Genomic DNA, 22,212 nt, shown 5'->3' on the forward strand with positions numbered 1-22,212 from the left:
TCATGATGTTGACATGGCGAGGACATAATTTTCTGGTGTATCACCATGCCGGCCAAGCGACCACGCGTCCCTTGCTGCGCGGTAACCTGTACGCCATGCGTTCCAGTTTTCCAGACATCGAATGAACAACTCTCCACGCTTGCTGGCTGCCGTCGACATGGGCTCGAACAGCTTTCGCCTCATGATCGGGCGAGTGGACGAAACCCCTACCGCCAATGGCCCGGCCAGCCAGATCTTTCAGGTCGACGCGCTGCGCGAGCCGGTGCGGCTGGCGGCGGGACTGACGCCGGATAAATATCTCGATCAGCCTGCGCGTCGGCGCGGCATCGATGCCTTGCGCCGCTTTGGCGACCGGCTGCGCGATTTCCCGCCTGACCAGGTGCGCGCCGTGGCGACCAACACGCTGCGCGTGGCCAAGAACGCCTCGGAGTTCCTGATCGAGGCCGAGGCCGCGCTCGGCTTCCCCATCGAAGTCATTGCCGGCCGCGAAGAAGCACGCCTGATCTACCTGGGTGCATCGCACGACGCGCCGGTCTGCCAGGGCAACCGGCTGGTGGTCGACATCGGCGGCGGGTCTACCGAGTTCATCATCGGCAGCGGTTACCAGTCGAAGCTGATGGAAAGCCTCTACATCGGCTGCGTATCGCACAGCCGCCAGTTCTTTCCGAGCGGCAACGTCGACGAGTACGCGATGAAGCAGGCCGAACTGGCCGCACGGCGCGAGATCCAGGTGCTGGTGCGCCAGTATCGCGCGGCCGGTTGGCAGCAGGCGGTCGGATCATCGGGCACGGCGCGCGCGCTGGCCGAGCTGATCGAACTCAACGGCATGAACGACAGCACGGCCGAGCATGGCATTACGCGTGAAGGGCTGGAGAGGCTCAAGCGCGCACTTGTCAAGGCCGAGAATACCAATCGCGTCAAGCTGGCGGGGCTGAAGGCGGACCGCATTCCGGTGTTGCCGGGTGGGCTCTCGATCATGCTTGGTGTGTTCGCCGAACTCGACATCGACCGCATGGATGTGACCGATGGCGCGTTGCGCCTCGGCGTGCTCTACGACCTCCTCGGGCGCAGCCACCACGAGGACATGCGAACCGTGACCGTGGACCAGTTCATGCGCCGCTACGGCGTGGACCGCGCCCAGGCGACCCGCGTGCGCCGCGCCGCGACCACGTTGTTGTCGCAGTTTCCCGAGCCGGCTGATGAACGCCGCGAGGACAATCTCGGTTTGCTTGGTTGGGCCGCCAGCCTGCATGAGGTGGGGATGTCGATTTCCCACAGCGGCTACCACAAGCATTCGGCCTATATCGCGACGCACGCGGACATGCCGGGCTTCTCCAGGACCGACCAGGCGCGCCTGGCGGCCTTGCTGCTCGGTCACGCCGGCAAGCTCGGCAAGCTTTCAGGCAGCGGCAAGTTCCTCGACTGGCGCATGCTGTTCAGCTTGCGGCTGGCATTCGTGCTGTGCCGCCGGCGTTCGGATGCACCGCTGCCCGATATCCGTGTGTCGCAGCGCTCGGATGCGTTGGACGAGGGCTTCGAGGTTCGAGTGCCCAAGAGCTGGATCGAAGCCAATCCACTGGTCGAATACAGCCTGACGCAGGAGGCCGACGAATGGCAGCGCGTCGGCAAGCGGTACAAGGTGGTGTACGCCTGAGTGGTTCCCCGGCGCCGCCGGGGCGCCAAACAGAAGCGGCGGCCCCTGGCCGCCGTTTTTCATTGCGCCAGAGCGATTCAGGCCGGGCGGTTCAGGCCCAGGAAGTGGCGCGCATAGCGCGGGTTCATGTCGTTCACGCGCAGCAGCGTCAGGAAGTCGGCCACGTTGAAGTCAGGATCCCATGCGGGCAGGCCGCAGATGCGGGCGCCCAGGCGCAGGTAACCCTTGATCAGCGCCGGCGGCTCGACTTCAAGTTGCTGGTTGAGGTCTTCGACGGGTAGCGGCAGGCGCGGGAAGGCGTGGTACTCGATCGGTGCCAGCGAGCGCTCGCTGAACAGCCGGTACAGGCTGGCCGCATAGTGCCCGCCATCGCTCATCGGCACGCTGGCGCAGCCGAGCATGGACTCGATGCCCCAGCGCTGCAGATACTCGCCCAGGCCGCCCCACAGGGCCATGATGACGCTGCCAGAGCGATAGTCGCGATGCACGCAGGAGCGCCCAAGCTCGAGCATCTTGGGGCGCAGGTGCGACAGGCGAACGAGGTCGAATTCCGATTCGGCATACAGGCAGCCGATGCGCTTGGCCTGGTGCGGCGGCAGCACCCGGTAAGTGCCCACCACCTTCAGCGTGGCCATGTCCCGTACGATCAGGTGGTCGCAGTAGTCATCGAACATGTCGACGTCCAGCTCGGGCACCTTCGATGCCAGGCGCGCGCCCATCTCTTCGGCGAACACCTTGTAGCGCAGGCGCTGGGCTTCGACTACTTCGTCCTGGTGGCGCGCCCACGCCACGTTGAGAACAGGCGATTCATTTGCCGGTGTATCCGACGGGCGATGAAGACGCCTCCGCGCCGACTGGCCGACAAGGCCATTGGGCAGGGAGTCGAAAAGCGGCTGGGTCGGCGTCGGGAGGTCTCGCATCAGAGTGTCCTTTTGGTGACGAAACTGTTGCGAAGCAATGTAGTGAGCCGCGGTGACAGTGCCGTGACCCGGCGATGACGCTTCCATGACGCATGCCGGCGCAGCATGGCTACCGGGGGCCACCGACGGCGGTGTGGGGTGGGCCGGGCGGTTGGGGCGGGTAAGCGGGGTGGGGCTGCGGGACATGCCTGTTTCTCCGGGTCAGCGGCGCCGGACGCGCCGGCGAACCCCGCGACTCTATTGAGTGGAGAAACAACGAACTATCGTTCTTTGCTGAATTTTCTCTGGGCGCCGGGCCGATGAGCGACAACTGGCGTGTCCACGCGGCGCCTGAGCGAAGATTGAGAAATGCCTTGCCGGCGAATCTCAAAGAAATTCAGGATTGATGACCGCGCGCAGCACCGTTTGCGCTTCGCTTTCGCGGGTACGGCTGGCCAGCCACCAGATGCCGCTCTTGCGCACGCTCCAGTTCATTTCGGTGCCGGCCAGCAGCAGGCTCGCCAGCCTGCCGATCCAGGGCTGGTGACCCACCACCACGACGTTCTCGTCGCCCTGCGGCCAGCCAATTGCGCTGAGGACCGCGCTGACGTCCGCACCGGGCACCAGGTTCTCCACAATTTCAGGATGGCCGCTGTACGCCGCTGCGGTTTCGCGCGCGCGCAGCGCAGGGCTGCACAATACCCGGGTCTTGGCCGGCAACTGAGCCCGCAGCCACGCCGCGGAGTCGTCCGCCTGCTTGCGCCCGCGGCGCGTGAGCGGTCGCTGCAGGTCCGCGTTCCGGCTCAGGCTGAGCGGATCGGGGAGTTCTTCGGCTTCGGCGTGACGCCACAGGATCAGGTTCATGTCGGAGCAGGCCAGGGAGTGAGCTTCGAGTATGGTGAAGCCGTCCGACAGGCGCAAGCAGCGCGCGCCGTGGTGGCGGCGCGCACAAACAATACGGGCTGCCTGTCAGGCAGCCCGCAAGTGTCTCCGAGCGTAGTGTCAGGCACGTGACACACGCCGGCGCGCAATCATTGCGCTGAGGCCGGGGCCGGAAAATCGCTTCCGAACCCGGCGCTGGCAAAGACTCAGGACTTGTGGCGGAAGTTGATGCGGCCCTTGGTCAGGTCGTACGGCGACATTTCCAGGGTAACGCGATCGCCTGCCAGAATGCGGATGCGGTGCTTTTGCATCTTGCCCGATGCATAGGCCCAGATCTCGACGCCATTCTCGAGCAGGACTCGGTAACGATTGTCGGGCAGGGCTTCCGACACCACACCGCCAAATTCAATGAGTTCTTCCTTAGCCAATCTATCTTCCTTTTCTGCAACCCGCAGGGTGCAATGGTTTCGTTTTACATTCGATGTGACGCGACGCGCGGGCATGCTGGTCCGGCGCATGTGCACAGACTTGCCGCATGGCGGCGGGGGCGCGCCTTGAGTTGTCCCAGGCAAGCTGACACGGTCCAGAAGGCGCTGCAAACCGCGTGCCAACTGGTCCAGCTAGGAAATCGTCCAGGGGGCGCTGTCTGCCCGGCCGATCTGTCTTGCCGATACGGCCGCAGAACCTCGGCCGTGCGAGTCGCGGGTGCGCGGGCAACGTGTTACCGGTCGCTCGCCATGTTTGTAACGCTGCGGAAGGATCTGAAGGGCCGGCCTTCACGCTGGAGAGAACGCCCGGTGACAGGGATGCGCGGAACATCCCGGGCTAACGACATATTGTACCACGGGCATGGGTTTTCAATGAAAGGTACGTAAGCGCGGGAGCGGGGCTTCCTGCGTTGGCCCGGCAGGCGATAGCCATGGGTGGATAAGTGATTCATGGTTATCAGTAGCGCGGCTATGGCCCTTGGTATTTGACCGATATGCACTAGAACTAACTCCACAGGCCTTGTCAGAAGGTCTAGCAAACGGAGGTAGTCATGGAACTCCACCTGCAATCGCACCACTATGCACGCTGCCGCCCTGACTGGCGCACGGCCGTCGTCGCCGGCCTGATTGCCGGCACGGTGTACATGGTGCTGGAACTGCTGACCGCACGCTTCCTGTTCTACCTCGGCGCCTGGGACACGGTGAAGATGGTGGCGGCCATCATCCTGGGGCGCGAGGCGCTGGCTTCGCCGGACACCTTCAACTGGACTATCGTCCTTGCCGCGGGTACGGTTCACTATGCGCTGTCGATCATCCTGGCGTCGGCGCTGGCATTCATCCTGGGCTCTTTTCGACTGGATTCGAGCATGGGCCTGGCATCCGTCGTCGGGATCGTCTTCGGCGTCATGGTGTACCTGGTGAACTTCTACGCGCTGGGGCGCTATTTCAACTGGTTTGATGAGGCGCGAGGCTGGGAAAGCCTGTTTGCGCATGCCCTCTTCGGGTTGGTCGCCGCCGATGCCTACTGCCATTTCGAGCGGCGCAATGCGGCGGCGGGCGAGGCTCAACCGTCTTCGCCTCCGTGAATCAGCTCATTGTCGGTAGCTCAGACGGTGCCGGAACCATGCAAGTTACTTTGTCGGTGCGCTATATCCGTACGGGCACTGTAGGGCCGGCGGTGGCAAACGGCTACGGGACCTTCACCGATGATCTATCAGTGGAGCAGACAAAGCCCGCGCGAGGCGGACCAGGACTGCTGTCACGAGCGGTACTGGCGACCTTTTATCGGGAAAGAAAAGAAAAACGGCTTAGACATCACTGTCTAAGCCGTTGATCTGTAAAGCAAAAAACTGGTCGGAGCGATAGGATTCGAACCTACGACCCTCTGATCCCAAATCAGATGCGCTACCAGGCTGCGCTACGCTCCGAAGCCGACTATTGTAGCGGGCTCTGCGTGGCGCGGTCAATCCATCTCAAAAAGTGTTGTCCACAACGCCCCGGAGGTGCCGCCGCGTACGCATCCCGCTTTGGGCGGGTCAACTGCAGCTTGACTTGGATTCGGGCCCGGCGATAATCGCCACACCGCCGTAGTCCGCCCGTCGCCGCAGGATATCGATGGGGGTACACCTCTTGGGCGGACTGTCCAGATCATCATGAAGAAGTGCGCTGCCGTGCGCGGAAAGCGTGCCCGCCGTACCAATCCGTTTGCCGCCTTGGCTGCCGGATGTCCGGAGCGGTCTGGCGGCAACTTGAAAACGACGGTCCCAAAGCAGGATCGATACAAAAAGGGACGGTGGCGTCGTGCGGGTCGCTGCCTGTCGCTGGACGGGAATGAAGATGTTTCAGTCGCACATGATTGTGCTCATTGCAGGCCTGCTGGCCCTGCAAATGGCAGTGGTTTGCGCCGTGCTGCGCCGCTCGCAGGGAATGGGGCTGAGCGGCCTCATGTCGTGGGCTCTCGGCGACCTTGTGGCCGCTTCAGCGGCCGCCATGCCGGCCGTGGCCGAGTTCACTGGGTACTGGCTGGCTGCCGATGCCGTCGACATGGTCCTGTTCGCCGGCATTTCGCTGATGGTGGTGGGCACGCGGCATTTCGCCGGCAGGCCTGGCCGCGCGTCCTTGCTGGTCGTCCTGAATCTGATTTTGGGTGCCGCGATTGCCGGTGGCACGTGGTTGCCGCATGCCGACTGGCTACAGGCGCTGCGCCCATGGGTGCCGATAGCGCTTGGCATCGGACAGACCTTGCTGCTGCTGGATATCGTTCGCAGCGTTGCGCCGTTGCTCCGGCAGAAGCGGGGCACGGGCAGGTTCGCTGCGCTGTCGCTGGTCCTGATTGCTGCCGGCTGTGCCGGGCTGAATGCCTGGAATCTCTCTGGTTCCAACGCGCAGCCCGGTGTACCGGGTCTGCTGGCGCAGGACGGCTCGATGATCGTACTGAACATGTTCGCCGTGGTGGGGCTGTCGGTCAGCTTTGCCCTGATGGCCCACGACCGTCTTCGCCGGATGCTGGAGAGCAGGGCCAGCCATGACGACCTGACGGGGCTGCTGGCGCGCGGCGCATTCTGGCAGCAGCTGGAGGACGCGAGTGCGCTGGCGGACCGGAATGGCAAGCCCCTCACCGTCGCGTTCGTTGACCTGGATCATTTCAAAGCCATCAACGATGTCTACGGGCACCTGGCCGGCGATAGCGTGCTGAGGCATTTCGCGGGTTTGCTGCGCAAGACGGTGGGTCCCCAAGACATCATTGGCCGGCTCGGTGGCGAAGAGTTCGCCGTGGTCATGCAGGAGACCACGCTCGAGCGGGGACGCGTGACAAGCCTGCGCCTGAGCTCGGCCGTGAGAAGCACGCCGTGTCCTTCCGAGCCGGACGCGATTGCCTATACCGTCAGCATCGGCATGGCCCAGCGCGAGCCGACCGAGACCGTCGACAATCTGATGCGCCGCGCTGACCAGGCGCTCTACGATGCAAAGCACGCAGGCCGCAATTGCGTATCGCTTCACCGTGACAGTAAGGCAGGGCATCGCACGGGCGCAGTCGAATCCGCACCCTGGCAGCGGCGCGTCACTTCCTGATCCGCCATGCGGCACCGCGCTGCGGTAGAATGCTGCCCTTCGCGTCCTTAGCTCAGCTGGATAGAGCACTCGCCTTCTAAGCGAGCGGTCAGAGGTTCGAGTCCTCTAGGACGCGCCAGTCTTCTTGCGGGTGTGCGGTCAATTCTCGACAAGGCCCGATCCGCTGTATAGGTCCCGGTGACAATCTGCGGACAACGGCTTTCTTGTGGCCATGTGGCAACAAGGGGGCAGAGCGGGCTTCCCCGACTGTCTAGCCACCCCCGAATGGTAGTTATCTTCTTCCTTTTTGGTCGCTTCGGATTCGCGGTGAAGAGCGGTGCCCTGGTTTTTGTCGCACGCTGCAGGCGCAGTTCCAACGCTTTCAGTTTGAATGTCAGTCCGTCAGTCCTGCACAAGTTCCGCGGCGCCGAGGCCATTTGGAGATGCATTCGACATGACAGCCATCAGCGATTCGCAGTCACATGACAGCCCGCCCGTCACCTTGTGGATGCAATGCCGCACACCAGTGCTGCTTACCATCGTCGGGGGCGCCATTGACACAATAGGCTTTATCGCTTTGCTGGGCTTTTTCACTGCCCATGTGACAGGCAACCTGGTGCTGGCCGGCGCTGCCTTCGTGAAGGGCGGAGCGGGACTGTGGATCAAGCTGGGCGCCATCCCGTTATTCATCGCCACGGTCATGCTTGTCAAAATCTGGATAGACCATTGCGGCCAGTCCCACAAGACCCTGGGCTGGCTGTTCGTGGCAGAGGCGGCATTCCTGTCGGCCTTTATGCTGGCGGGCTTGTGCTTCGATCCATTTCGCGATCCGGACGCCGGCGTCCTGGCCTTGACCGGCGGCCTGGGCCTGGTGGCCCTGGCGATCCGCAATACGGCGAGCAAGACGTTGATCAAGCACATCAGCCCCAGCACCATGATGACGGGCAATACCACTCAGCTTGGCATCGATCTGTCCAACTTCGTGCGCACGCTCAGCCGCGAGCATGGTACGGCCTTGCTGAAAAGCGCAAGCATCGTGGCAGGTTTCGTCCTGGGTGCATTTCTTGGCGCCGTGCTCTACGTGCGTATCGGGTTCTGGAGCGTGCTGCCCTTCATGCTGATCATTCTGTATCTGGCCAGTCTTTCATTCCGCAAACAGTTCATTTGAGGGAGTCCATCATCATCAACAAGAGCCGACTCGAGTCCTTCAGTGATGGTGTCATTGCCGTGAGCCTGACGCTGATGCTCTATCAGATTCAACTGCCGGCAGAATTCAACTGGAACGGCGTGCTGGCGGAGGCCCGGCAGTTCCTTGGCTATGTGCTCAGTTTTATTTACGTCGGCATTTACTGGAATAACCATCATCACTTGTTCCAGGTGGTGCGCGGAATAAACGGAAGAATCATGTGGGTCAATCTCAACCTGCTGTTCTGGTTGACGATGATTCCAATTGCGACCACCTGGATGGGGAAATCCGGCTTCCTGGCAATTCCGACTGCGCTATATGCTTTTGTGCTGTTCATGTGTGCCGTATCCTTTTGGGCGCTGCAGCGTGCCATCATTGCGGCGGAGGGAAAGGATTCCCCGCTCGCGGATACGATCGGCAAGGATCGGAAAGGGAAATCCTCGCTTGTGGTGTATGCGCTGGCCATTGCGGCAAGCTTTTACAGCAGCGTTGGAGCAACGATTATTCTCGTTGCGATGGCCGCGCTTTGGTTTCTTCCTGATTCGCGCATCGAACGGCACCTCCTGAAGCAGGATGGCCGAAAGCCGTAGCCGCGTTGATCGGGATTCGTGGCATAGGGAAATGGGCGGAGGATTTCCGGCACAAGCGTAATTCCGTCCGCTTACCGGGCGCGCACCGCTTGCTGTGGATCAGCAGGAAGAACGCGACAACGCCGCGATAGCGGCAACGCCGGCCAACGCGAACCTCGGTTCCATATGTTCGATGCGATCTTGCCAATGACCTGCGCATCACGGTCCAACGTCAACGACTTCCGCGCGATCGTGATCGACTGATTGATTTCTGACGCCCAGGTAGGAGAACGCCGGCTACGCCACCCGCATGCTCGCGCCTATGCTGTTCACATGGCGCACGATTCGCTCGCCCGTTACCGCGACAAACGTGATTTTCGAATCACGGAAGAGCCGGCTGCGCGCACGCGCACCAGACGCTCCGCGACGAAGCCGCTGCGCTTCGTGATCCAGAAGCACTGGGCGCGGCGCCTGCATTACGACTTCCGTCTTGAACTCGATGGAGTGCTGCTGAGCTGGGCGGTGCCCAAGGGGCCCAGCTTTGACCCGTCCGACAAGCGCATCGCGATCCACGTCGAGGATCATCCGATCGACTATGCCGGCTTCGAGGGAACCATTCCGCCCAGGCAATACGGCGCCGGCTCCGTCATCGTCTGGGACAACGGCACGTGGGAACCGGTCGGTGATGCCCGGGCTGGCATGGCGAAAGGCAAGCTCGAATTCGCACTGCATGGACAAAAGCTGGCGGGCCGCTGGGAACTGGTGAAGATTTCGAAAGCCGGGGAGGCACACGACCAGTGGATGCTTTTCAAGAAGCGCGATCAGTGGGCACGGTCTCATGCGGAGTTCGATGTCATCACGGCTCTGCCCGACAGCGTGGTCGCGCATCCGCTGGGGCCGGTCGAGCAGCGCGAGAACAGCCGCGGCGTGAAGGAGCCGGACGCCCCCGACCTGTCGGCCGCCGTGAACGCGCCATTGCCGGCGCGCCTCGCACCGCAGCTTGCCACGCCGACGGCCAGCCTGCCATCGGGCGGTGGGTGGATCATCGAGACGAAGTTCGATGGCTACCGGCTGCTCGCACGGATCGTCGACGCCAAGGTGCACCTGATCACACGCAACGGCCATGACTGGACCCGCAGGCTCGCCAGCCTTGCGAAGGAGGTCGAGAAGCTCGATATTTCCGAGGGCTGGCTTGACGGTGAAATCGTGGTGCTGCGCGACGGCTTGCCGGACTTCAATGCGTTGCAGAACGCGATCGACGGGCACCAGAACGACGCGATCGTCTACTTCGTGTTCGATGTTCCGTACTGGGAGGGGCGAGATCTTCGCCACGTGCCCTTGCGCGAGCGCCGTGCGCATCTGGCCCGACTGATCGACGAGCACTCGGACCGCGTTCGTTTCAGCGAGAGCTTTGATGCGCCCGCGGCACAGGTCTTCCAGGCCGCGGCCGAGCTCGGCCTGGAGGGCGTCATGCTGAAGCGCGCCGATTCCGTCTATAGCTCATCGCGCAATGCCGACTGGCTCAAGGCCAAATGCCGCTTGCGACAGGAATTTGTCATCTGCGGTTTTTCGGAGCGGGAGGGTGCCCCGAGCGAAATCGGCAGCTTGCTGCTTGGCGTGACCGAGGACGGCCAACTGCGCTATGCCGGCAACGTCGGCACGGGGTGGGACAGCAAGACTGCCGCGACCCTGCGGCACAAGCTTTCAAGGCTCGCGACCGAAGCGGCCCCGTTTCCGCCGGCCACCATTCGGCGCAGCCGGTGGGGGACGGCGCGGACCGGTGCGCCGCAGTGGGTGAAGCCATCGCTCGTGGCCGAGGTCGAGTTTGCCGAATGGACGTCATCGGGACAAGTGCGCCAGGCATCGTTCAAGGCGCTGCGCAGCGAAACGCCGGCGAGCGACGTCCGGCGCGAAGCCGTACGGGTCGATCCCACGCCATCGCGCACTAACGTGAAGGTCACCAACCCCGAGCGCGTGATCGATGCCTCGACCGGCATCACCAAGCTCGACCTGGTGCGCTACTACGAGAGCGTGGCGGAGTGGATGCTTCCGCATCTCGCACTGCGCCCCGTGGCCTTGCTGCGCGCACCGGACGGCATCGGCGGCGAGGTCTTCTTCCAGAAGCACGCCGAGACCACGAGTTTGCCGGGCCTGACCGAACAACCTGCGGCACTGTGGCCGGGACACGGCCGCCTGCTGACGGTCGAGTCGGCCGACGGGCTTGTCGCCGCCGCGCAGCTTAACGTGGTCGAATTCCACACCTGGAATTCGACGACCGAAGATCTGCTCCAGCCGGATCGCGTCATCTTCGACCTGGACCCCGGGGAAGGCGTGCCGTGGCAGCACGTGCAGGAGGCCGCCTTGCTCGTGCAGACCCTGTTGGGCGAACTGGGCCTGCAGGCGTGGCTGAAGACGAGCGGCGGAAAGGGATTGCACGTCGTCGTGCCACTCGCTCCGGCGCTTGACTACGATACCGTGAAGGCCTTCTCGCGCGCGGCCGTCATGCACCTGGCGCGGGCCATTCCGCAGCGGTTCGTGGCGAGGTCCGGCCCCAGCAATCGCAAGGGCCGGGTCTTTGTCGACTACCTGCGCAACGGCACCGGGCAGACCACGGCCGCGGCATTTTCGGCGCGCGCCCGGCCGGGCATGGGGGTGTCGATGCCAGTATCATGGGACCAGTTGCTCCAGCTCAAAAGCGCGGATCAATGGAACGTCGGGAACGCCCGGGAATACCTCAGCTTCCGCACCGGCGACCCGTGGCGTGGCTTCTGGTCATCCCCCCAGAGCCTGAAAGGCGCGATCGAGCACCTGGCGTGAGTGCGCATGGTTTTTCGTTTGTGACGTGGAGAATGCATTATGGCTGCGCGATCACTGGCATCCCTGTCCCTGTCGTTCGGCCTCGTGTCGATTCCGGTCAAGCTGTACACGGCGACAGATTCCGAAAGCGCGGTGCGCTTCAACCTGCTCAGCAAGGAAGGCTCGCGGCTCAAGCAGCAGTATGTGTCGGAGCAGACGCGGGAAGTGGTCCCGCGCGACCAGATGGTCAAGGGCTACGAATTCGAGAAGGACCAGTTCGTGATCTTCAGCCCCGATGAGCTGAAGGCGCTCGAAGAAGGCGCGAGCCACCTCGTGGAGATCGTCGCGTTCGTGCCGGAGAAGGGCGTCGACCCGATCTATTACGACAAGACCTACTACATCGCGCCGGACAAGCGTGGCGGCAAGCCGTACAGCCTGCTGCGGGCCGCCATGGCCAAGACCGGGCGGTGCGCCATCGCCAAGTGGGCCGCGAAAGGCAAGTCGCACATGGTGCAGATCCGGCCGATCGAGGGCGGCCTGGTCTTCCAGCAGTTGCTGTTTGCGGATGAAGTCCGGTCGATTGTCGACCTGCATGTCGAGGAAGTCGCGGTGTCCGACGCGGAACTGAAGCTGGCGATCCAGCTGATCGAGCAGGCCTCGGAGGATCACTACGACGCCAGCCAGTATCGCGACGAGGAAAAGCAGCGCGTCCTGGCTGCCATCGATGCAAAGATCGCCGGCAAGCAGATCGTCTCGCCCGAACCGGTCGAGGTCTCTCCGTCCGGCCAGGTCATTGACCTGGTGGAGGCGCTGAAGAAGAGTCTGTCGGCAGGCAAGAGAACCGCGCCGGCTGCCAAGACCGCCGCCGTCAAGGCGGCGGCGGGGGAATCGCCGGCACCGCGCAAGAGTGCCAAGCGAACCGCATCGACCGTGGCGGCCGTTCCCAAACGTGCGGCGAAGAAGGCCTGAGCATGCAGTCTTACACATTGAGCGACGTGCTGGCTTTGGTCGGCATTTCGCGTTCCGTGGTCAATGCCATGCTGACGGCGGGGGTGGTGACGCCCGATCGCGGCCGCGGCAACGCGTACCGCTTTTCGTTTCAGGACCTGCTGCTGTTCCGTACCGCCCAGTCCTTGCGTGCGGCCAACGTGCCGACGCGACGTGTCGTCCGGTCACTCAAGAAACTCGAGAGCCTGGAAGCCGGCCGGGCCCTGACCGGTGTCCGCATTACGGCGCATGGCGGCACCGTTGCCGCCCGGGACGCCCACGGTCAGTGGCTAGTCGAGACCGGCCAGCGGATCATCGATTTCGACGCGCGCGAGCGTTCTGCCCGCGTGGTGACGATCGGGGCTCCGACGACGCGGACACCGGCGGCAGCGATGGATGGCTATACGCTGTTCGAGATGGCCCAGGAGCTTGAGCGCGCAGGATCCGCCGAGGCCGCTGCGGTCTACCGGCAGGCCATCGCCGCGGAGCCGGGGCTGGTCGATGCCTACGTGAATCTCGGGTACTTGATGTGCGAGCGCGCCGCGTTCGACGAAGCCATCGCGCTGTATCGAACCGCACTCGAACAAGGCACGGATGCGCCGCTGATCCGCTTCAACCTGGCGGTGGCGCTGGAAGACAGCGGCGATGCCGTGGGGGCGCTGGCTGAATACCATGCCTGCATCGCGCTGGCTCCCGATTTTGCCGACGCGCACTACAACGCGGCAAGACTGCATGAAGCGCTGGGGGACAGCCAGCGGGCCATCCGCCACTATCAACAGTACCGGCGGCTGGAGCCCGGCCGCTGACGCGGCGGCTTGGGACGGCACGGCGTGCCACGAATTCAGGCGCCCCGGATTGTCCAGAATAGTGCGGTTGCTGACACGCCCGAAGAGTAGATTTCGTTGACAGGTCATGGGAAAGTAGGTCCCGGAAGTCCCTGGCGTGGACATCCGATACCACTCCAGCCCTCGTCCTCCCCGGCCGAGGGCTTCTTTTTTTAAGCCACCCGATCGCCGGCGGGGATTCCAGTTGCCTGACGGCGTGGCTCAAGTGCAATTCGCCCGGTACGTCTCCTGCAATTCCTTGCGGCTCTTGTCCCGTTCGATCTTCGGGATCGGGCGACCCTGCGCGTTATGCGTGGCGGTACCCGACGACTGGTAATTCCGCTGTTTCGAGGTCCCGTTGAATTCGTCCTTCAGCGCTTCGCACTTGGCGCGCCTGGCCTCCTCGGGATCGGTGCTCTCACCCGAGGGCGGGCGATAGGGGTTGGTGCCGCCCTGGACCGCCTCGGAGATCGCGTTGGCCGCGCCCTGGCCCTGGCCCGGCGCGGTCTGCGCTCGGGCCGTGGAGGCAAGGCCCAGCACCATCAGGCCGGTCAGAATCAACGGAAGGGGCTTTCGCATGGGGTCTCCGGAGGAAGGGAATGCCGCTGGCCTGTCCAGCGGGCTAGACTAAGGGTAGCGATGCCGGGCTCGGTATGTCAAAGCGGCACGCCCTGGACGGGGAATTCGAGAGGGGGGCCTCCATGCGTCTGAACCATCCCCGCCATGCGCGGGCTGCCGTGCTGGTGCTCGTCATGGCGACGTCTCCGCTCCACGCGTATTTCGATCATTTCCTGAAAAACACCGTCATCGGAACCCTTCAGAAAGACGAGGTTCCGCAATACATCCAGCTCTACAAGGACGCGCTCGCCAACCTGCCGGATGGCGGCACGGCACCCGTGCACTTCCCCGCCGTCAACCGGCGTCCGGCCATCGACGGCACGCTCACGGTCGAGCGTAGCCGGACGGAGCAGGGTAAAAAATGCCGCCGCGTGCGTTCCGACCTGACGCAATCCGGCCGCAAGGAACACTGGGCGGGATGGTTCTGCCAGACGCCGGACGGGGACTGGAAGCGGCAAACCTCGAAGCGCTGAGCCGGCTTTTGCAAACCAAATGCCTTGTACTTCACCAAAGATGAGCTAGAACATACAGGGATGCGGCCACATTTGTGGCGACGAACGGGGGACTGATCATGGCCGTGTTGTTTCTGGGGAACGTCGACGCCGGGACCACCGACGAGGAAGTCCGGGATTTCCTGACTAAATACGGTTTTCCTGCCTGCGACGAGATCGAGCCTGTGCAAGGCGACGGCACGCATCCGGGCGTGACGGTGATCTTCAACGAACTCGACCCCGAAGCGTTGCGCAAGCTGCAGCCGCGCATCCATGGCATGTTCTGGAAGGGCCACAAGATCAACGCGATGGTGATGGCCGAACGTTACCGGTGACATAAGCGGCTCACCGGCAAGCGCCGCCATGGGCTTTCTGCGGTGGATCCAGCGGCAGGGCCGTAAGCCGCAGCGCCGCGACGACAAGGAACTCGTCGCGATGACTGCGCGCGTGACGGCGCTGAACCCGCGCCTGCGCCTGGTTTCGCACTACGAGAAGCGGCTGGCGCCGGGGCTGCGCACGGCGCTGGAAGCAGTCCGCGCGACCGTGGCGGGACTGCCCGCGCCGCGCGAAGCCAGCGAAGCCGCCTGGGACAGCGATCCCCATATCCACGCGTACTTCGGCACCGCGGCGGACGTCGTTCGCGCCTTCAGCCGTTCACCGGACCTGCGCGAGTTCTTCGACCGTACGCCGTTCGCGGAACACGCCTATGCAGTGCTCGGCATGGCCATGAACGAGCGCCGCACGCTGGGCGTGGCGATGGAAGGCGATGTCATGCACACGGACGTGCCCCAGACGCTGGTGTCGTTCAGCGACTACCAGCTGAGGATTTGCGCGGAATCCGACGCCGCGCTGCGCGCGGAGATCCTGCTGCGCATGCTGGACCAGTTCGCCATCGAGGCCATGGCGCAGTTCGCGGCGGGCAAGGGCCGCCGCGACACGCTCGAGCGCGAGCAGGCCCTGCTCAAGGCGCAACTCAAGCTCTATGAACGGCAAGGCATTGGCCTGCGCTCGATGGTGGGCGGAGAGACACCCGACGGGGCGGCGGTCCAGTCGGTCAAGGACGAGATCGCGCAGAACGAGAGCGAACTGGCAGCGCTGGGCCACGGCGGCGACACGCTCGAGCGGCAGCTCGAATGCCTGGGAGAAGTCCTGGGCGACGCCGCCAACCGCATGCATGTCCAGCGGCGCCAGATCCGCCTGAGCCAGGTGAACGTGGTGCTGGGGGCGGACAGCACCGTGCCCGGCGTCGACCTCGAACTGCTTTGTGCGCACGTGCCCGGCGATCCGCCGCTCGTGCGGTGGTTTTCGATCGTGCGGTTCGCGCGGGCCGACATGCTGTCGCAGGCCACGCTGCTGGACGAGGCGGCACGCATGTTGTAGCCCGAGGGCGGAATCCACCGCCCGAATTTTCCAACCTGGCGCAAGGAGCCAAGCATGAATCCCAGCAAGATACTGGTCGCCGCCGCCGTGGCCGCGGCATCCCACCTGGCCATGGCCCAGCCGGAGACCCGCGTCGAAGCGGCTTCCGGCGTCGGCGCGGCCATGGTGACCGGCACGGTCAAGTCCACGGCGACGATCACGGCGATCGATCCCGCCACGCGCACGGTCTCGCTGAAGAACAAGCAGGGCAAGGTCACCGACGTGCAGGTCGGTGACGAGGTGCGCAATTTCGATCAGCTCCGCGTCGGCGACACGGTCACGGCGGAATACAAGGAAGCCCTTTCGGTCAACCTGACCAAGCAGACCGGCATGCGTTCGAGTACCGAGCGTGCGATGGAAGACCGGGCCGCGCCCGGCGCCAAGCCCGGCGGCATGGTCGGGCGCGAGGTGACCGTGACCGCCGATGTCGTCGCCGTGAACAGCAAGACCGGCAAGGTGACCCTGAAGGGGCCGAAGGGCAGGACGGTGGACCTGCATGTCGAAGACCCGCAGCAGCTGAAGGGCATCCGCAAGGGCGACCAGGTCCAGGCCGTGTACACGGAGGCCTTCGCGGTCTCGGTGACGCCCAAGGGCGGTCACTAGGCGCGCGAGGCCGCCGGACGTAGCCCCGGAGCCCGGAGCCCGGAGCCCGAAGCACGCGCGCGACGACGCGGGCCCGGCGCCCGGGTTTACGCCATCGGCACTCGACGTTCGGAGCCAGGGCCGCGGCTCGGCACGGAGCGGATGTTCTTCAGCCGAGCAGGCTGTGGCAAGCTTTGCCGAGCGCCGCAAGTCCGTGCAGGAATGAGCGTCAGCCCGGTGGCCCGGGATGGACGGGGACCGGCTGTGGCGCGCGCGAGCCATGCCGGCGCCGCCAGGTCACAGGCGCCTCGCCGAACTGGCTGGAGAACCAGCGCGTGAATGAACTCGCCGAGCCGTACCCCAGCAATTCGGCCACGCGCAGCAGCGAGTATTGCGGATTCTCCACATAGCGCCGCGCCAGTTCGCGGCGCACCTCGTTCAGGATGTCCGTGAAGGTTTCGCCGGCTTCATCGAGCTGGCGCTGCATGGTGCGCAGGCTCATGCCCAGGCCCTGCGCCACGCCTTCGCACGTAGCGCGGCCCATTGGCAGCATCAGGTACACGGCGCTGCGCACGTCGCGTCCGATAGACGGGGCATTGACGCGCGGCAGCGTATCGACAAAGCGCTGCGCATAGCGCGCCATGCCCGGGTCCGCGTTCGGGATGGCGGCGTCGAGGTCGGCCGCCAGGCAGGTGATGCCATTGAACTCGCTGCCGAACTCCAGCGGGCAGCCGAACAGGCGGCGGTGGACCTGGAGGTCTGCCGGGGCCGCATGGGTGAAATTGACATTGAGCGGATGCCAGTGCGGTCCGAGCAACGCGCGGCACAGGCGGAACACCACGCCAAGCGCCAGTTCGGTGCCCTGCCGGGAAGGCGTATCGAGTACGACCTCCTGCCGGATGATGACTACCTTTCCGGCATCTTCGAGCAGGATGGCGAGAGATTCGTTGACCAGGTGCCGATAGCGGATGATCGTGGCCAGCGCATCGCGCAAGGTGGGCTGCTGGCTGATGAGCAGGCTCATCACGCCGAAGTCCGACAACTGGCGCGACTCGGCCATGCGCAGGCCGAAGGTCTCGCATTGCGCGGCCTGGGCCGCGAGTTCCAGCAGCCTGGCGCAGGCGTTGACGGAAACGCGCTGGTCCGGGTCGCTCAGCAGCGCACGCGACAGGCGCGCTTCCCGCAGAAGCGGCTGGGGATTGAGGCCGAGATCCCGGGCCACTTCAAAGAAGTTGGTTACTGCGCCGGCGCGTATCAGCGTGTCCAAGGCTTGTCTCCGAATTCTCGTTATGTGTGCGGCGCACGCTTTGGGGCGTGCGCCTTGCTGCATTGCCTTCGCAGCGCATGATAGGCGGCCGTGGCATGAAATGCAAAGTCGGCGGAGGCCAATGCAAAGCGGCGCGCGCCGGCAGGTCCTAAATTTCAGGGCATGAGCGGCGCCCCCTGCGCCGATGCAAATACCAGGAGACGAGCAAATGGCAAAAGTCGTGCGCATGTATGAGGCCGGTGGCCCTGAAGTGCTTCGCGTGGAAGAGATGGAAGTCGGCGACCCGGGGCCGGGCCAGGTACGCATCCGCCACGTGGCGGTGGGCCTGAACTATGCCGACACGTATTTCCGCAACGGCACCTATCCGGTGCCGCTGCCGGCCGGCATGGGCGTGGAAGCCGCTGGCGTCGTGCAGGCGGTCGGTCCCGGTGTCACCAACGTTGCCGTGGGCGATCGCGTGACCTATACCGGCTTCATCAACACGCTGGGCGCGTACAGCACCGAGCGCCTGGTGCCGGCCGCGCCGCTGATCAAGCTGCCCGAAACCATCGGCTTCGAGACGGCTGCCGCCATGACCATGCGTGGGTTGACCTCGGCATACCTGATGCGTCGCATCTACAACTTCAAGGAAGGCGACACCATCCTGCTGCACGCGGCAGCGGGCGGCGTCGGCCTGATCGTGTCGCAATGGGCGAAGCTGCTGGGCCTGACCGTGATCGGCACGGTATCGAGCGAAGCCAAGGCCGAAGTGGCGCGCGCCCATGGCTGCGACCACATCATCAACTACAGCCATGAGGACGTGGCCAAGCGCGTGCGTGAACTGACCGACGGCGTTGGCGTGTCGGTGGTGTTCGACAGCGTGGGCAAGAACACCTTCATGTCGTCGCTCGATTCGCTCAAGCGCCGCGGCACGATGGTGTGTGTCGGTACCGCTTCGGGCCCGATCCCGCCGTTCGATCCGGTGCTGCTGGCGATGAAGGGCTCGCTGTTCCTGACGCGTCCGGCCCTGGCCGACTACATTGCCGACCCGGCCGAGAAGGCCGAGCTGGCCGGCGAAATCTTCGGTCATGTCGGTGCGGGCCGGATCCAGATCGAGATCAACCAGCGCTATGCGCTCGAAGACGCGGTGCAGGCGCATCGGGACCTGGAGTCGCGCAAGACCACGGGTTCGTCAATCTTCGTGATCTAAGGGAGCCGGACCATGCAAGTCAAGCCACTCACCTGCTCGCTGGGCGCGGAACTGGTCGGCGTGAATCTCGGCGATGCCGTGCGCGATGACGCCCTGTTTGCGGAGATCCGCGCGCAGTTGCTGAAGCACCGCGTGCTGTTCCTGCGCAACCAGGACATCAGCCGCGCTGACCACGTCGCGTTCGCGCGCCGCTTCGGCGAACTGGAAGATCACCCCGTTGCCGGCAGCGATCCGGAGCATCCGGGCCTGGTGCGCATCTACAAGACGCCGGATCAGCCCAACGACCGCTACGAGAACGCCTGGCATTCGGACACCACGTGGCGCGAAGCGCCGCAATTCGGCGCCGTGCTGCGCTGCGTGGAATGCCCGCCGGTTGGCGGCGACACCATGTGGGCGAACATGGCGCTGGCCTATGAGCGCCTGCCCGAACATATCAAGGCGCAGATCGCCGACCTGCGCGCGCGCCACAGCATCGAGGCGAGCTTCGGTGCTGCCATGCCGATCGAGAAGCGCCTGGCACTCAAGGCGCAGTTTCCCGACGCCGAGCACCCGGTGGTGCGTACGCACCCGGACACCGGCGAGAAGATCCTGTACGTGAACGCGTTCGCCACGCACTTCACCAACTTCCATACGCCGGAACGCGTGCGTTTCGGCATGGACGCGAATCCGGGCGCGCCCGACCTGCTGCGTTATCTGATCAGCCAGGCATATGTGCCCGAGTACCAGGTGCGCTGGCGCTGGGAACCCAACAGTGTCGCGATCTGGGACAACACGGCCACGCAGCACTATGCCGTGATGGATTACCCGCCTTGCCACCGCAAGATGGAACGCGCCGGCATCATCGGCACCAAGCCGTACTAAGATCGGCCCGAGGAAGACAGTATGCAGAACAATTTGATCGTATCCACGCCGTCGGCGTATTCCTTTCCGTTGCTGGTCAAGCAGTTGCTGACCCATTCGCTGAGCCTTTATGGCGACCAGGAGATCAGCTATCGCGGCGAGATGCGCTACACGTACCGCGATTTCCGCCGCCGCGTGGGCCAACTGGCTTCGACGCTGGCCTCGCTGGGCGCGAAGCACGGTTCCACCGTGGCGGTGATGGACTGGGACAGCCACCGCTACCTGGAGTGCTATTTCGGCGTGCCGATGATGGGCGCGACGCTGTTCACCGTGAACGTGCGCCTGTCGCCGCAGCAGATCCTCTACACGCTCAACGACGCCGACGCGGACATCGTGCTGGTCCATCCCGACTTCGTGCCGGTGCTGGACCAGATCCGCGGCGAGCTGACGTGCAAGCCGCGCTTCGTGCTGATGGCCGATGGCCAGGCCGCGCCGCAGACCGAACTGCCGTTGGCGGGCGAGTACGAGGCCTTGCTGGCAGACGCGTCGCCGGACTTCGAGTTTCCCGAGTTCGACGAGAACACCAAGGCGGCCACGTTCTACACCACCGGCACCACTGGCGATCCGAAGGGCGTGTGCTACAGCCATCGCGACATCGTGCTGCACACGCTGACGACCTCGGCCAGCCTGTGCTCGCCGCGCGAGGGTCAGCGCATGCACCGTGAAGACGTGTACATGCCGATCACGCCGATGTTCCACGTGCTGGCGTGGGGCATTCCTTACGTCGCGGTCATGCTTGGCCTGCGCACCGTGCTGCCGGGCCGCTATGCGCCGGACATGCTGCTGAAGCTGCGCCAGCAGGAGAAGGTCACGTTCTCGCATTGCGTGCCGACCATCCTGCAGATGCTGTTGCAGTCGTCGCAGGACAGCGCGCAGGACCTGTCGGGCTGGAAGATCATCATCGGCGGGTCGGCCTTGCCGCCGGCACTGTGCGATGCTGCGCTCTCGCGCGGCATCGATATCTTTGCGGGCTATGGCATGTCGGAAACCGGGCCGATCGTCTCGCTGGCGCAGTTGCCGCCGCGCGTCGCGCCGAAGGACCGCGCGGACGAAGTGCGCATGCGTTGCTCCACGGGGCGTCCGGTGGTGATGGTGGATTTCCGCATCGTCAGCGAAGACATGCAGGACCTGCCGCGCGACGGTGCGAGCCGTGGCGAGATCGTGCTGCGTGCGCCGTACCTGACGCAGTCGTACTTCAAGAAGCCGGCGGCTTCCGAAGACCTGTGGGCGGGTGGCTACCTGCATACCCAGGACGTCGCGGTCATGGGGCAGGACGGCTTCGTGCAGATCGTCGATCGCATCAAGGACGTCATCAAGACCGGGGGTGAATGGGTGTCGTCGATCGAAGTCGAAAACCTCATCACCGAAGTGCCGGGCGTGCAGGAGTGCGCGGTAATCGGGGTGCCCGATGCCAAGTGGGGTGAGCGCCCGATGGCGTTTGTCGTCCGCAAGGCCGGGGCCGAGGTGGGTGCGGATTCCATCCGCCAGCAATTGCTCGGACACGTCGATACGCAACGCCTCAGCAAATTCGCTGTGCCCGAGGCGGAACGGATTGCGTTTGTGGCTGAGATTCCCAAGACCAGTGTGGGGAAGATCAATAAGAAGCAACTGCGTGAGAAGGCAGTCTGAAGGGTAGGAAAGGGAGAAGGTTTGGACGCTGGCTCTTGAAGGGGGGTCAGCGTTTTTTTTTTGGTTGGCTGGGATGATGAGGTATCGTTCTTGGCAGGCGCTGCTGTTTCGCCGGCGTAGCCGGCGAGTCACTTTTGTCTCGCGACAAAAGTAACCAAAAACGCGTTTTCGTGGTCGACGAACGGCCCGTGGTGGTAAAGACGGTACAGGGCATAGCCAGACTGCCTGCCGCGTAGATGATCAGGATAGATACGTCAGATGAGCGACCCCGGATTACTTGGTGGCTCCTGCTAACCGCGCCATCGGTAGGACGCCTACGGCTGCGCTGCGCGCACTCTGTGAAAACCGAGGGAAGAGAAGAGAAGAGAAGAAACGGAAGCACCAGCCTCTGTGTCGTTGATGTCGTCCGCCTGCCAACTACTGAGCCGCGCAGCAGCCGAAGGCGATGATGCGATAACGGTGGCAGTGTCGGGCCACGGACAGTTTCGGGGCTCGTTCAATCATTGCTGGAGAGCCTGCATACGGACGTGCTCCACGCGGCAGGCAGCCGGGCAGACTCTGAAGCGAATACCCGTACGAAATTCTTCGCACACTCCGATCAATATTCGTCCGCTAGGACAAGTAAACGCGTTTTTTGGTTACTTTTTGTCGCTCCCCTCCATGTCAGGATAGTTGTCGCCTCGCTGCCTTTCGATGAAGGACAATGGGGGGCGGTAACGGTTGGAAGATGAAGCCTTATCCGGCGGAGTACAAAGAATGGGTGGTCGAGCAGATGAAGCCG

General features: G+C 64.0%; 20 protein-coding genes and 2 tRNA genes. 16 read left to right on the forward strand and 6 right to left on the reverse strand.

Annotation, left to right across the window (positions count from 1 at the left end; genetic code table 11):
- Positions 1–121: 121 nt before the first annotated feature.
- Positions 122–1,654 carry an exopolyphosphatase gene (ppx, locus tag AC3FKG_RS20645; protein WP_483708556.1) on the forward strand — a complete coding sequence of 511 codons (1,533 nt, stop codon included), beginning with the start codon at positions 122–124 and terminating at the stop codon, positions 1,652–1,654.
- Between the two features lie 77 nt (positions 1,655–1,731).
- On the opposite strand, the gene AC3FKG_RS20650 is transcribed toward ppx, so the two are convergent.
- The 3 genes from AC3FKG_RS20650 to infA all read right to left on the reverse strand — a co-directional run bounded on the left by AC3FKG_RS20650 (position 1,732) and on the right by infA (position 3,863).
- Positions 1,732–2,574 carry a GNAT family N-acetyltransferase gene (locus AC3FKG_RS20650; protein ID WP_483708555.1) on the reverse strand — a complete coding sequence of 281 codons (843 nt, stop codon included), beginning with the start codon at positions 2,572–2,574 and terminating at the stop codon, positions 1,732–1,734.
- Between the two features lie 366 nt (positions 2,575–2,940).
- Entirely contained in the window at positions 2,941–3,417 is a 477-nt protein-coding gene (locus AC3FKG_RS20655; RefSeq protein WP_483708554.1) for a SixA phosphatase family protein, read from the reverse strand.
- A gap of 224 nt (positions 3,418–3,641) precedes the next feature.
- On the reverse strand, positions 3,642–3,863 hold the full coding sequence (gene infA / locus AC3FKG_RS20660; protein ID WP_006578938.1) for a translation initiation factor IF-1: 222 nt from the start codon (positions 3,861–3,863) through the stop codon (positions 3,642–3,644).
- 611 nt (positions 3,864–4,474) lie between these two features.
- On the opposite strand from infA, the gene AC3FKG_RS20665 reads away from it, so the two are divergent.
- Positions 4,475–5,008: a hypothetical protein gene (locus tag AC3FKG_RS20665; RefSeq protein WP_488744003.1), complete on the forward strand. Its 534-nt coding sequence runs from the start codon at positions 4,475–4,477 to the stop codon at positions 5,006–5,008.
- Between the two features lie 265 nt (positions 5,009–5,273).
- Here AC3FKG_RS20665 and AC3FKG_RS20670 read toward each other — a convergent pair.
- Positions 5,274–5,350 (reverse strand) — tRNA-Pro (locus tag AC3FKG_RS20670).
- A 373-nt stretch (positions 5,351–5,723) separates the two neighbouring features.
- Between AC3FKG_RS20670 and AC3FKG_RS20675 the strand changes: the two genes are divergently transcribed.
- The 7 genes from AC3FKG_RS20675 (at position 5,724) to AC3FKG_RS20705 (ending at position 13,318) form a co-directional block, all read left to right on the forward strand.
- Positions 5,724–6,995, forward strand: a complete 1,272-nt coding sequence (locus AC3FKG_RS20675; RefSeq protein ID WP_488744004.1) for a GGDEF domain-containing protein — start codon at positions 5,724–5,726, stop codon at positions 6,993–6,995.
- Positions 6,996–7,036: 41 nt separating this feature from the next.
- Positions 7,037–7,113: transfer RNA gene (locus tag AC3FKG_RS20680), tRNA-Arg, on the forward strand.
- Between the two features lie 315 nt (positions 7,114–7,428).
- Positions 7,429–8,142 (forward strand): YoaK family protein, encoded by a 714-nt coding sequence (locus tag AC3FKG_RS20685; protein WP_488744005.1) that lies wholly within the window; start codon positions 7,429–7,431, stop codon positions 8,140–8,142.
- Positions 8,139–8,750, forward strand: a complete 612-nt coding sequence (locus AC3FKG_RS20690) for a TMEM175 family protein (protein ID WP_483708550.1) — start codon at positions 8,139–8,141, stop codon at positions 8,748–8,750. The genes AC3FKG_RS20685 and AC3FKG_RS20690 overlap by 4 nt, the downstream gene beginning before the upstream one ends.
- A gap of 312 nt (positions 8,751–9,062) precedes the next feature.
- Positions 9,063–11,546 (forward strand): DNA ligase D, encoded by a 2,484-nt coding sequence (ligD, locus tag AC3FKG_RS20695; protein ID WP_488744006.1) that lies wholly within the window; start codon positions 9,063–9,065, stop codon positions 11,544–11,546.
- A gap of 39 nt (positions 11,547–11,585) precedes the next feature.
- Positions 11,586–12,494: a non-homologous end joining protein Ku gene (gene ku / locus AC3FKG_RS20700; protein WP_483708548.1), complete on the forward strand. Its 909-nt coding sequence runs from the start codon at positions 11,586–11,588 to the stop codon at positions 12,492–12,494.
- 2 nt (positions 12,495–12,496) lie between these two features.
- Positions 12,497–13,318, forward strand: a complete 822-nt coding sequence (locus AC3FKG_RS20705) for a tetratricopeptide repeat protein (protein WP_488744007.1) — start codon at positions 12,497–12,499, stop codon at positions 13,316–13,318.
- Positions 13,319–13,558: 240 nt separating this feature from the next.
- Here the strand turns inward: AC3FKG_RS20705 and AC3FKG_RS20710 are convergent, their stop codons facing one another.
- Positions 13,559–13,915 carry a hypothetical protein gene (locus AC3FKG_RS20710; RefSeq protein ID WP_488744008.1) on the reverse strand — a complete coding sequence of 119 codons (357 nt, stop codon included), beginning with the start codon at positions 13,913–13,915 and terminating at the stop codon, positions 13,559–13,561.
- Between the two features lie 122 nt (positions 13,916–14,037).
- Between AC3FKG_RS20710 and AC3FKG_RS20715 the strand changes: the two genes are divergently transcribed.
- The 4 genes from AC3FKG_RS20715 to AC3FKG_RS20730 all read left to right on the forward strand — a co-directional run bounded on the left by AC3FKG_RS20715 (position 14,038) and on the right by AC3FKG_RS20730 (position 16,467).
- Entirely contained in the window at positions 14,038–14,427 is a 390-nt protein-coding gene (locus AC3FKG_RS20715) for a hypothetical protein (protein WP_488744009.1), read from the forward strand.
- A 98-nt stretch (positions 14,428–14,525) separates the two neighbouring features.
- Positions 14,526–14,780, forward strand: coding sequence for an RNA-binding protein (locus AC3FKG_RS20720; RefSeq protein WP_483708545.1), 255 nt, complete (start codon positions 14,526–14,528; stop codon positions 14,778–14,780).
- A 28-nt stretch (positions 14,781–14,808) separates the two neighbouring features.
- The gene (locus AC3FKG_RS20725; RefSeq protein ID WP_483708544.1) at positions 14,809–15,825 is read left to right on the forward strand and encodes a hypothetical protein; all 1,017 of its coding nucleotides are present in this window, start codon (positions 14,809–14,811) and stop codon (positions 15,823–15,825) included.
- A 54-nt stretch (positions 15,826–15,879) separates the two neighbouring features.
- On the forward strand, positions 15,880–16,467 hold the full coding sequence (locus AC3FKG_RS20730) for a hypothetical protein (protein ID WP_483708543.1): 588 nt from the start codon (positions 15,880–15,882) through the stop codon (positions 16,465–16,467).
- Positions 16,468–16,675: 208 nt separating this feature from the next.
- Here AC3FKG_RS20730 and AC3FKG_RS20735 read toward each other — a convergent pair whose 3' ends face one another.
- The gene (locus AC3FKG_RS20735; RefSeq protein WP_483708542.1) at positions 16,676–17,713 is read right to left on the reverse strand and encodes an AraC family transcriptional regulator; all 1,038 of its coding nucleotides are present in this window, start codon (positions 17,711–17,713) and stop codon (positions 16,676–16,678) included.
- 208 nt (positions 17,714–17,921) lie between these two features.
- On the opposite strand from AC3FKG_RS20735, the gene AC3FKG_RS20740 reads away from it, so the two are divergent.
- The 3 genes from AC3FKG_RS20740 to AC3FKG_RS20750 are packed head-to-tail and all read left to right on the forward strand — an operon-like array spanning position 17,922 to position 21,431.
- Positions 17,922–18,902, forward strand: a complete 981-nt coding sequence (locus AC3FKG_RS20740; RefSeq protein WP_483708541.1) for a quinone oxidoreductase family protein — start codon at positions 17,922–17,924, stop codon at positions 18,900–18,902.
- Positions 18,903–18,914: 12 nt separating this feature from the next.
- Complete coding sequence (locus AC3FKG_RS20745; RefSeq protein WP_483708540.1) at positions 18,915–19,763, forward strand: TauD/TfdA dioxygenase family protein; 849 nt, start codon at positions 18,915–18,917, stop codon at positions 19,761–19,763.
- A 21-nt stretch (positions 19,764–19,784) separates the two neighbouring features.
- Positions 19,785–21,431, forward strand: coding sequence for a fatty acid--CoA ligase (locus AC3FKG_RS20750; protein WP_488744010.1), 1,647 nt, complete (start codon positions 19,785–19,787; stop codon positions 21,429–21,431).
- The last annotated feature ends 781 nt before the right edge of the window (positions 21,432–22,212 follow it).

This window comes from Cupriavidus sp. 22TCCZM04-2, assembly GCF_057798895.1.

What these genes read in the sequence shown, in the direction of transcription:
- ppx (WP_483708556.1), top strand. Translation starts at nt 122, where the DNA reads ATGAACAACTCTCCACGCTTGCTGGCTGCCGTCGACATGGGCTCGAAC.
- AC3FKG_RS20650 (WP_483708555.1), bottom strand. Translation starts at nt 2,574, where the DNA reads ATGCGAGACCTCCCGACGCCGACCCAGCCGCTTTTCGACTCCCTGCCC.
- AC3FKG_RS20655 (WP_483708554.1), bottom strand. Translation starts at nt 3,417, where the DNA reads ATGAACCTGATCCTGTGGCGTCACGCCGAAGCCGAAGAACTCCCCGAT.
- AC3FKG_RS20665 (WP_488744003.1), top strand. Translation starts at nt 4,475, where the DNA reads ATGGAACTCCACCTGCAATCGCACCACTATGCACGCTGCCGCCCTGAC.
- AC3FKG_RS20685 (WP_488744005.1), top strand. Translation starts at nt 7,429, where the DNA reads ATGACAGCCATCAGCGATTCGCAGTCACATGACAGCCCGCCCGTCACC.
- ligD (WP_488744006.1), top strand. Translation starts at nt 9,063, where the DNA reads ATGGCGCACGATTCGCTCGCCCGTTACCGCGACAAACGTGATTTTCGA.
- ku (WP_483708548.1), top strand. Translation starts at nt 11,586, where the DNA reads ATGGCTGCGCGATCACTGGCATCCCTGTCCCTGTCGTTCGGCCTCGTG.
- AC3FKG_RS20705 (WP_488744007.1), top strand. Translation starts at nt 12,497, where the DNA reads ATGCAGTCTTACACATTGAGCGACGTGCTGGCTTTGGTCGGCATTTCG.
- AC3FKG_RS20710 (WP_488744008.1), bottom strand. Translation starts at nt 13,915, where the DNA reads ATGCGAAAGCCCCTTCCGTTGATTCTGACCGGCCTGATGGTGCTGGGC.
- AC3FKG_RS20715 (WP_488744009.1), top strand. Translation starts at nt 14,038, where the DNA reads ATGCGTCTGAACCATCCCCGCCATGCGCGGGCTGCCGTGCTGGTGCTC.
- AC3FKG_RS20720 (WP_483708545.1), top strand. Translation starts at nt 14,526, where the DNA reads ATGGCCGTGTTGTTTCTGGGGAACGTCGACGCCGGGACCACCGACGAG.
- AC3FKG_RS20725 (WP_483708544.1), top strand. Translation starts at nt 14,809, where the DNA reads ATGGGCTTTCTGCGGTGGATCCAGCGGCAGGGCCGTAAGCCGCAGCGC.
- AC3FKG_RS20730 (WP_483708543.1), top strand. Translation starts at nt 15,880, where the DNA reads ATGAATCCCAGCAAGATACTGGTCGCCGCCGCCGTGGCCGCGGCATCC.
- AC3FKG_RS20740 (WP_483708541.1), top strand. Translation starts at nt 17,922, where the DNA reads ATGGCAAAAGTCGTGCGCATGTATGAGGCCGGTGGCCCTGAAGTGCTT.
- AC3FKG_RS20745 (WP_483708540.1), top strand. Translation starts at nt 18,915, where the DNA reads ATGCAAGTCAAGCCACTCACCTGCTCGCTGGGCGCGGAACTGGTCGGC.
- AC3FKG_RS20750 (WP_488744010.1), top strand. Translation starts at nt 19,785, where the DNA reads ATGCAGAACAATTTGATCGTATCCACGCCGTCGGCGTATTCCTTTCCG.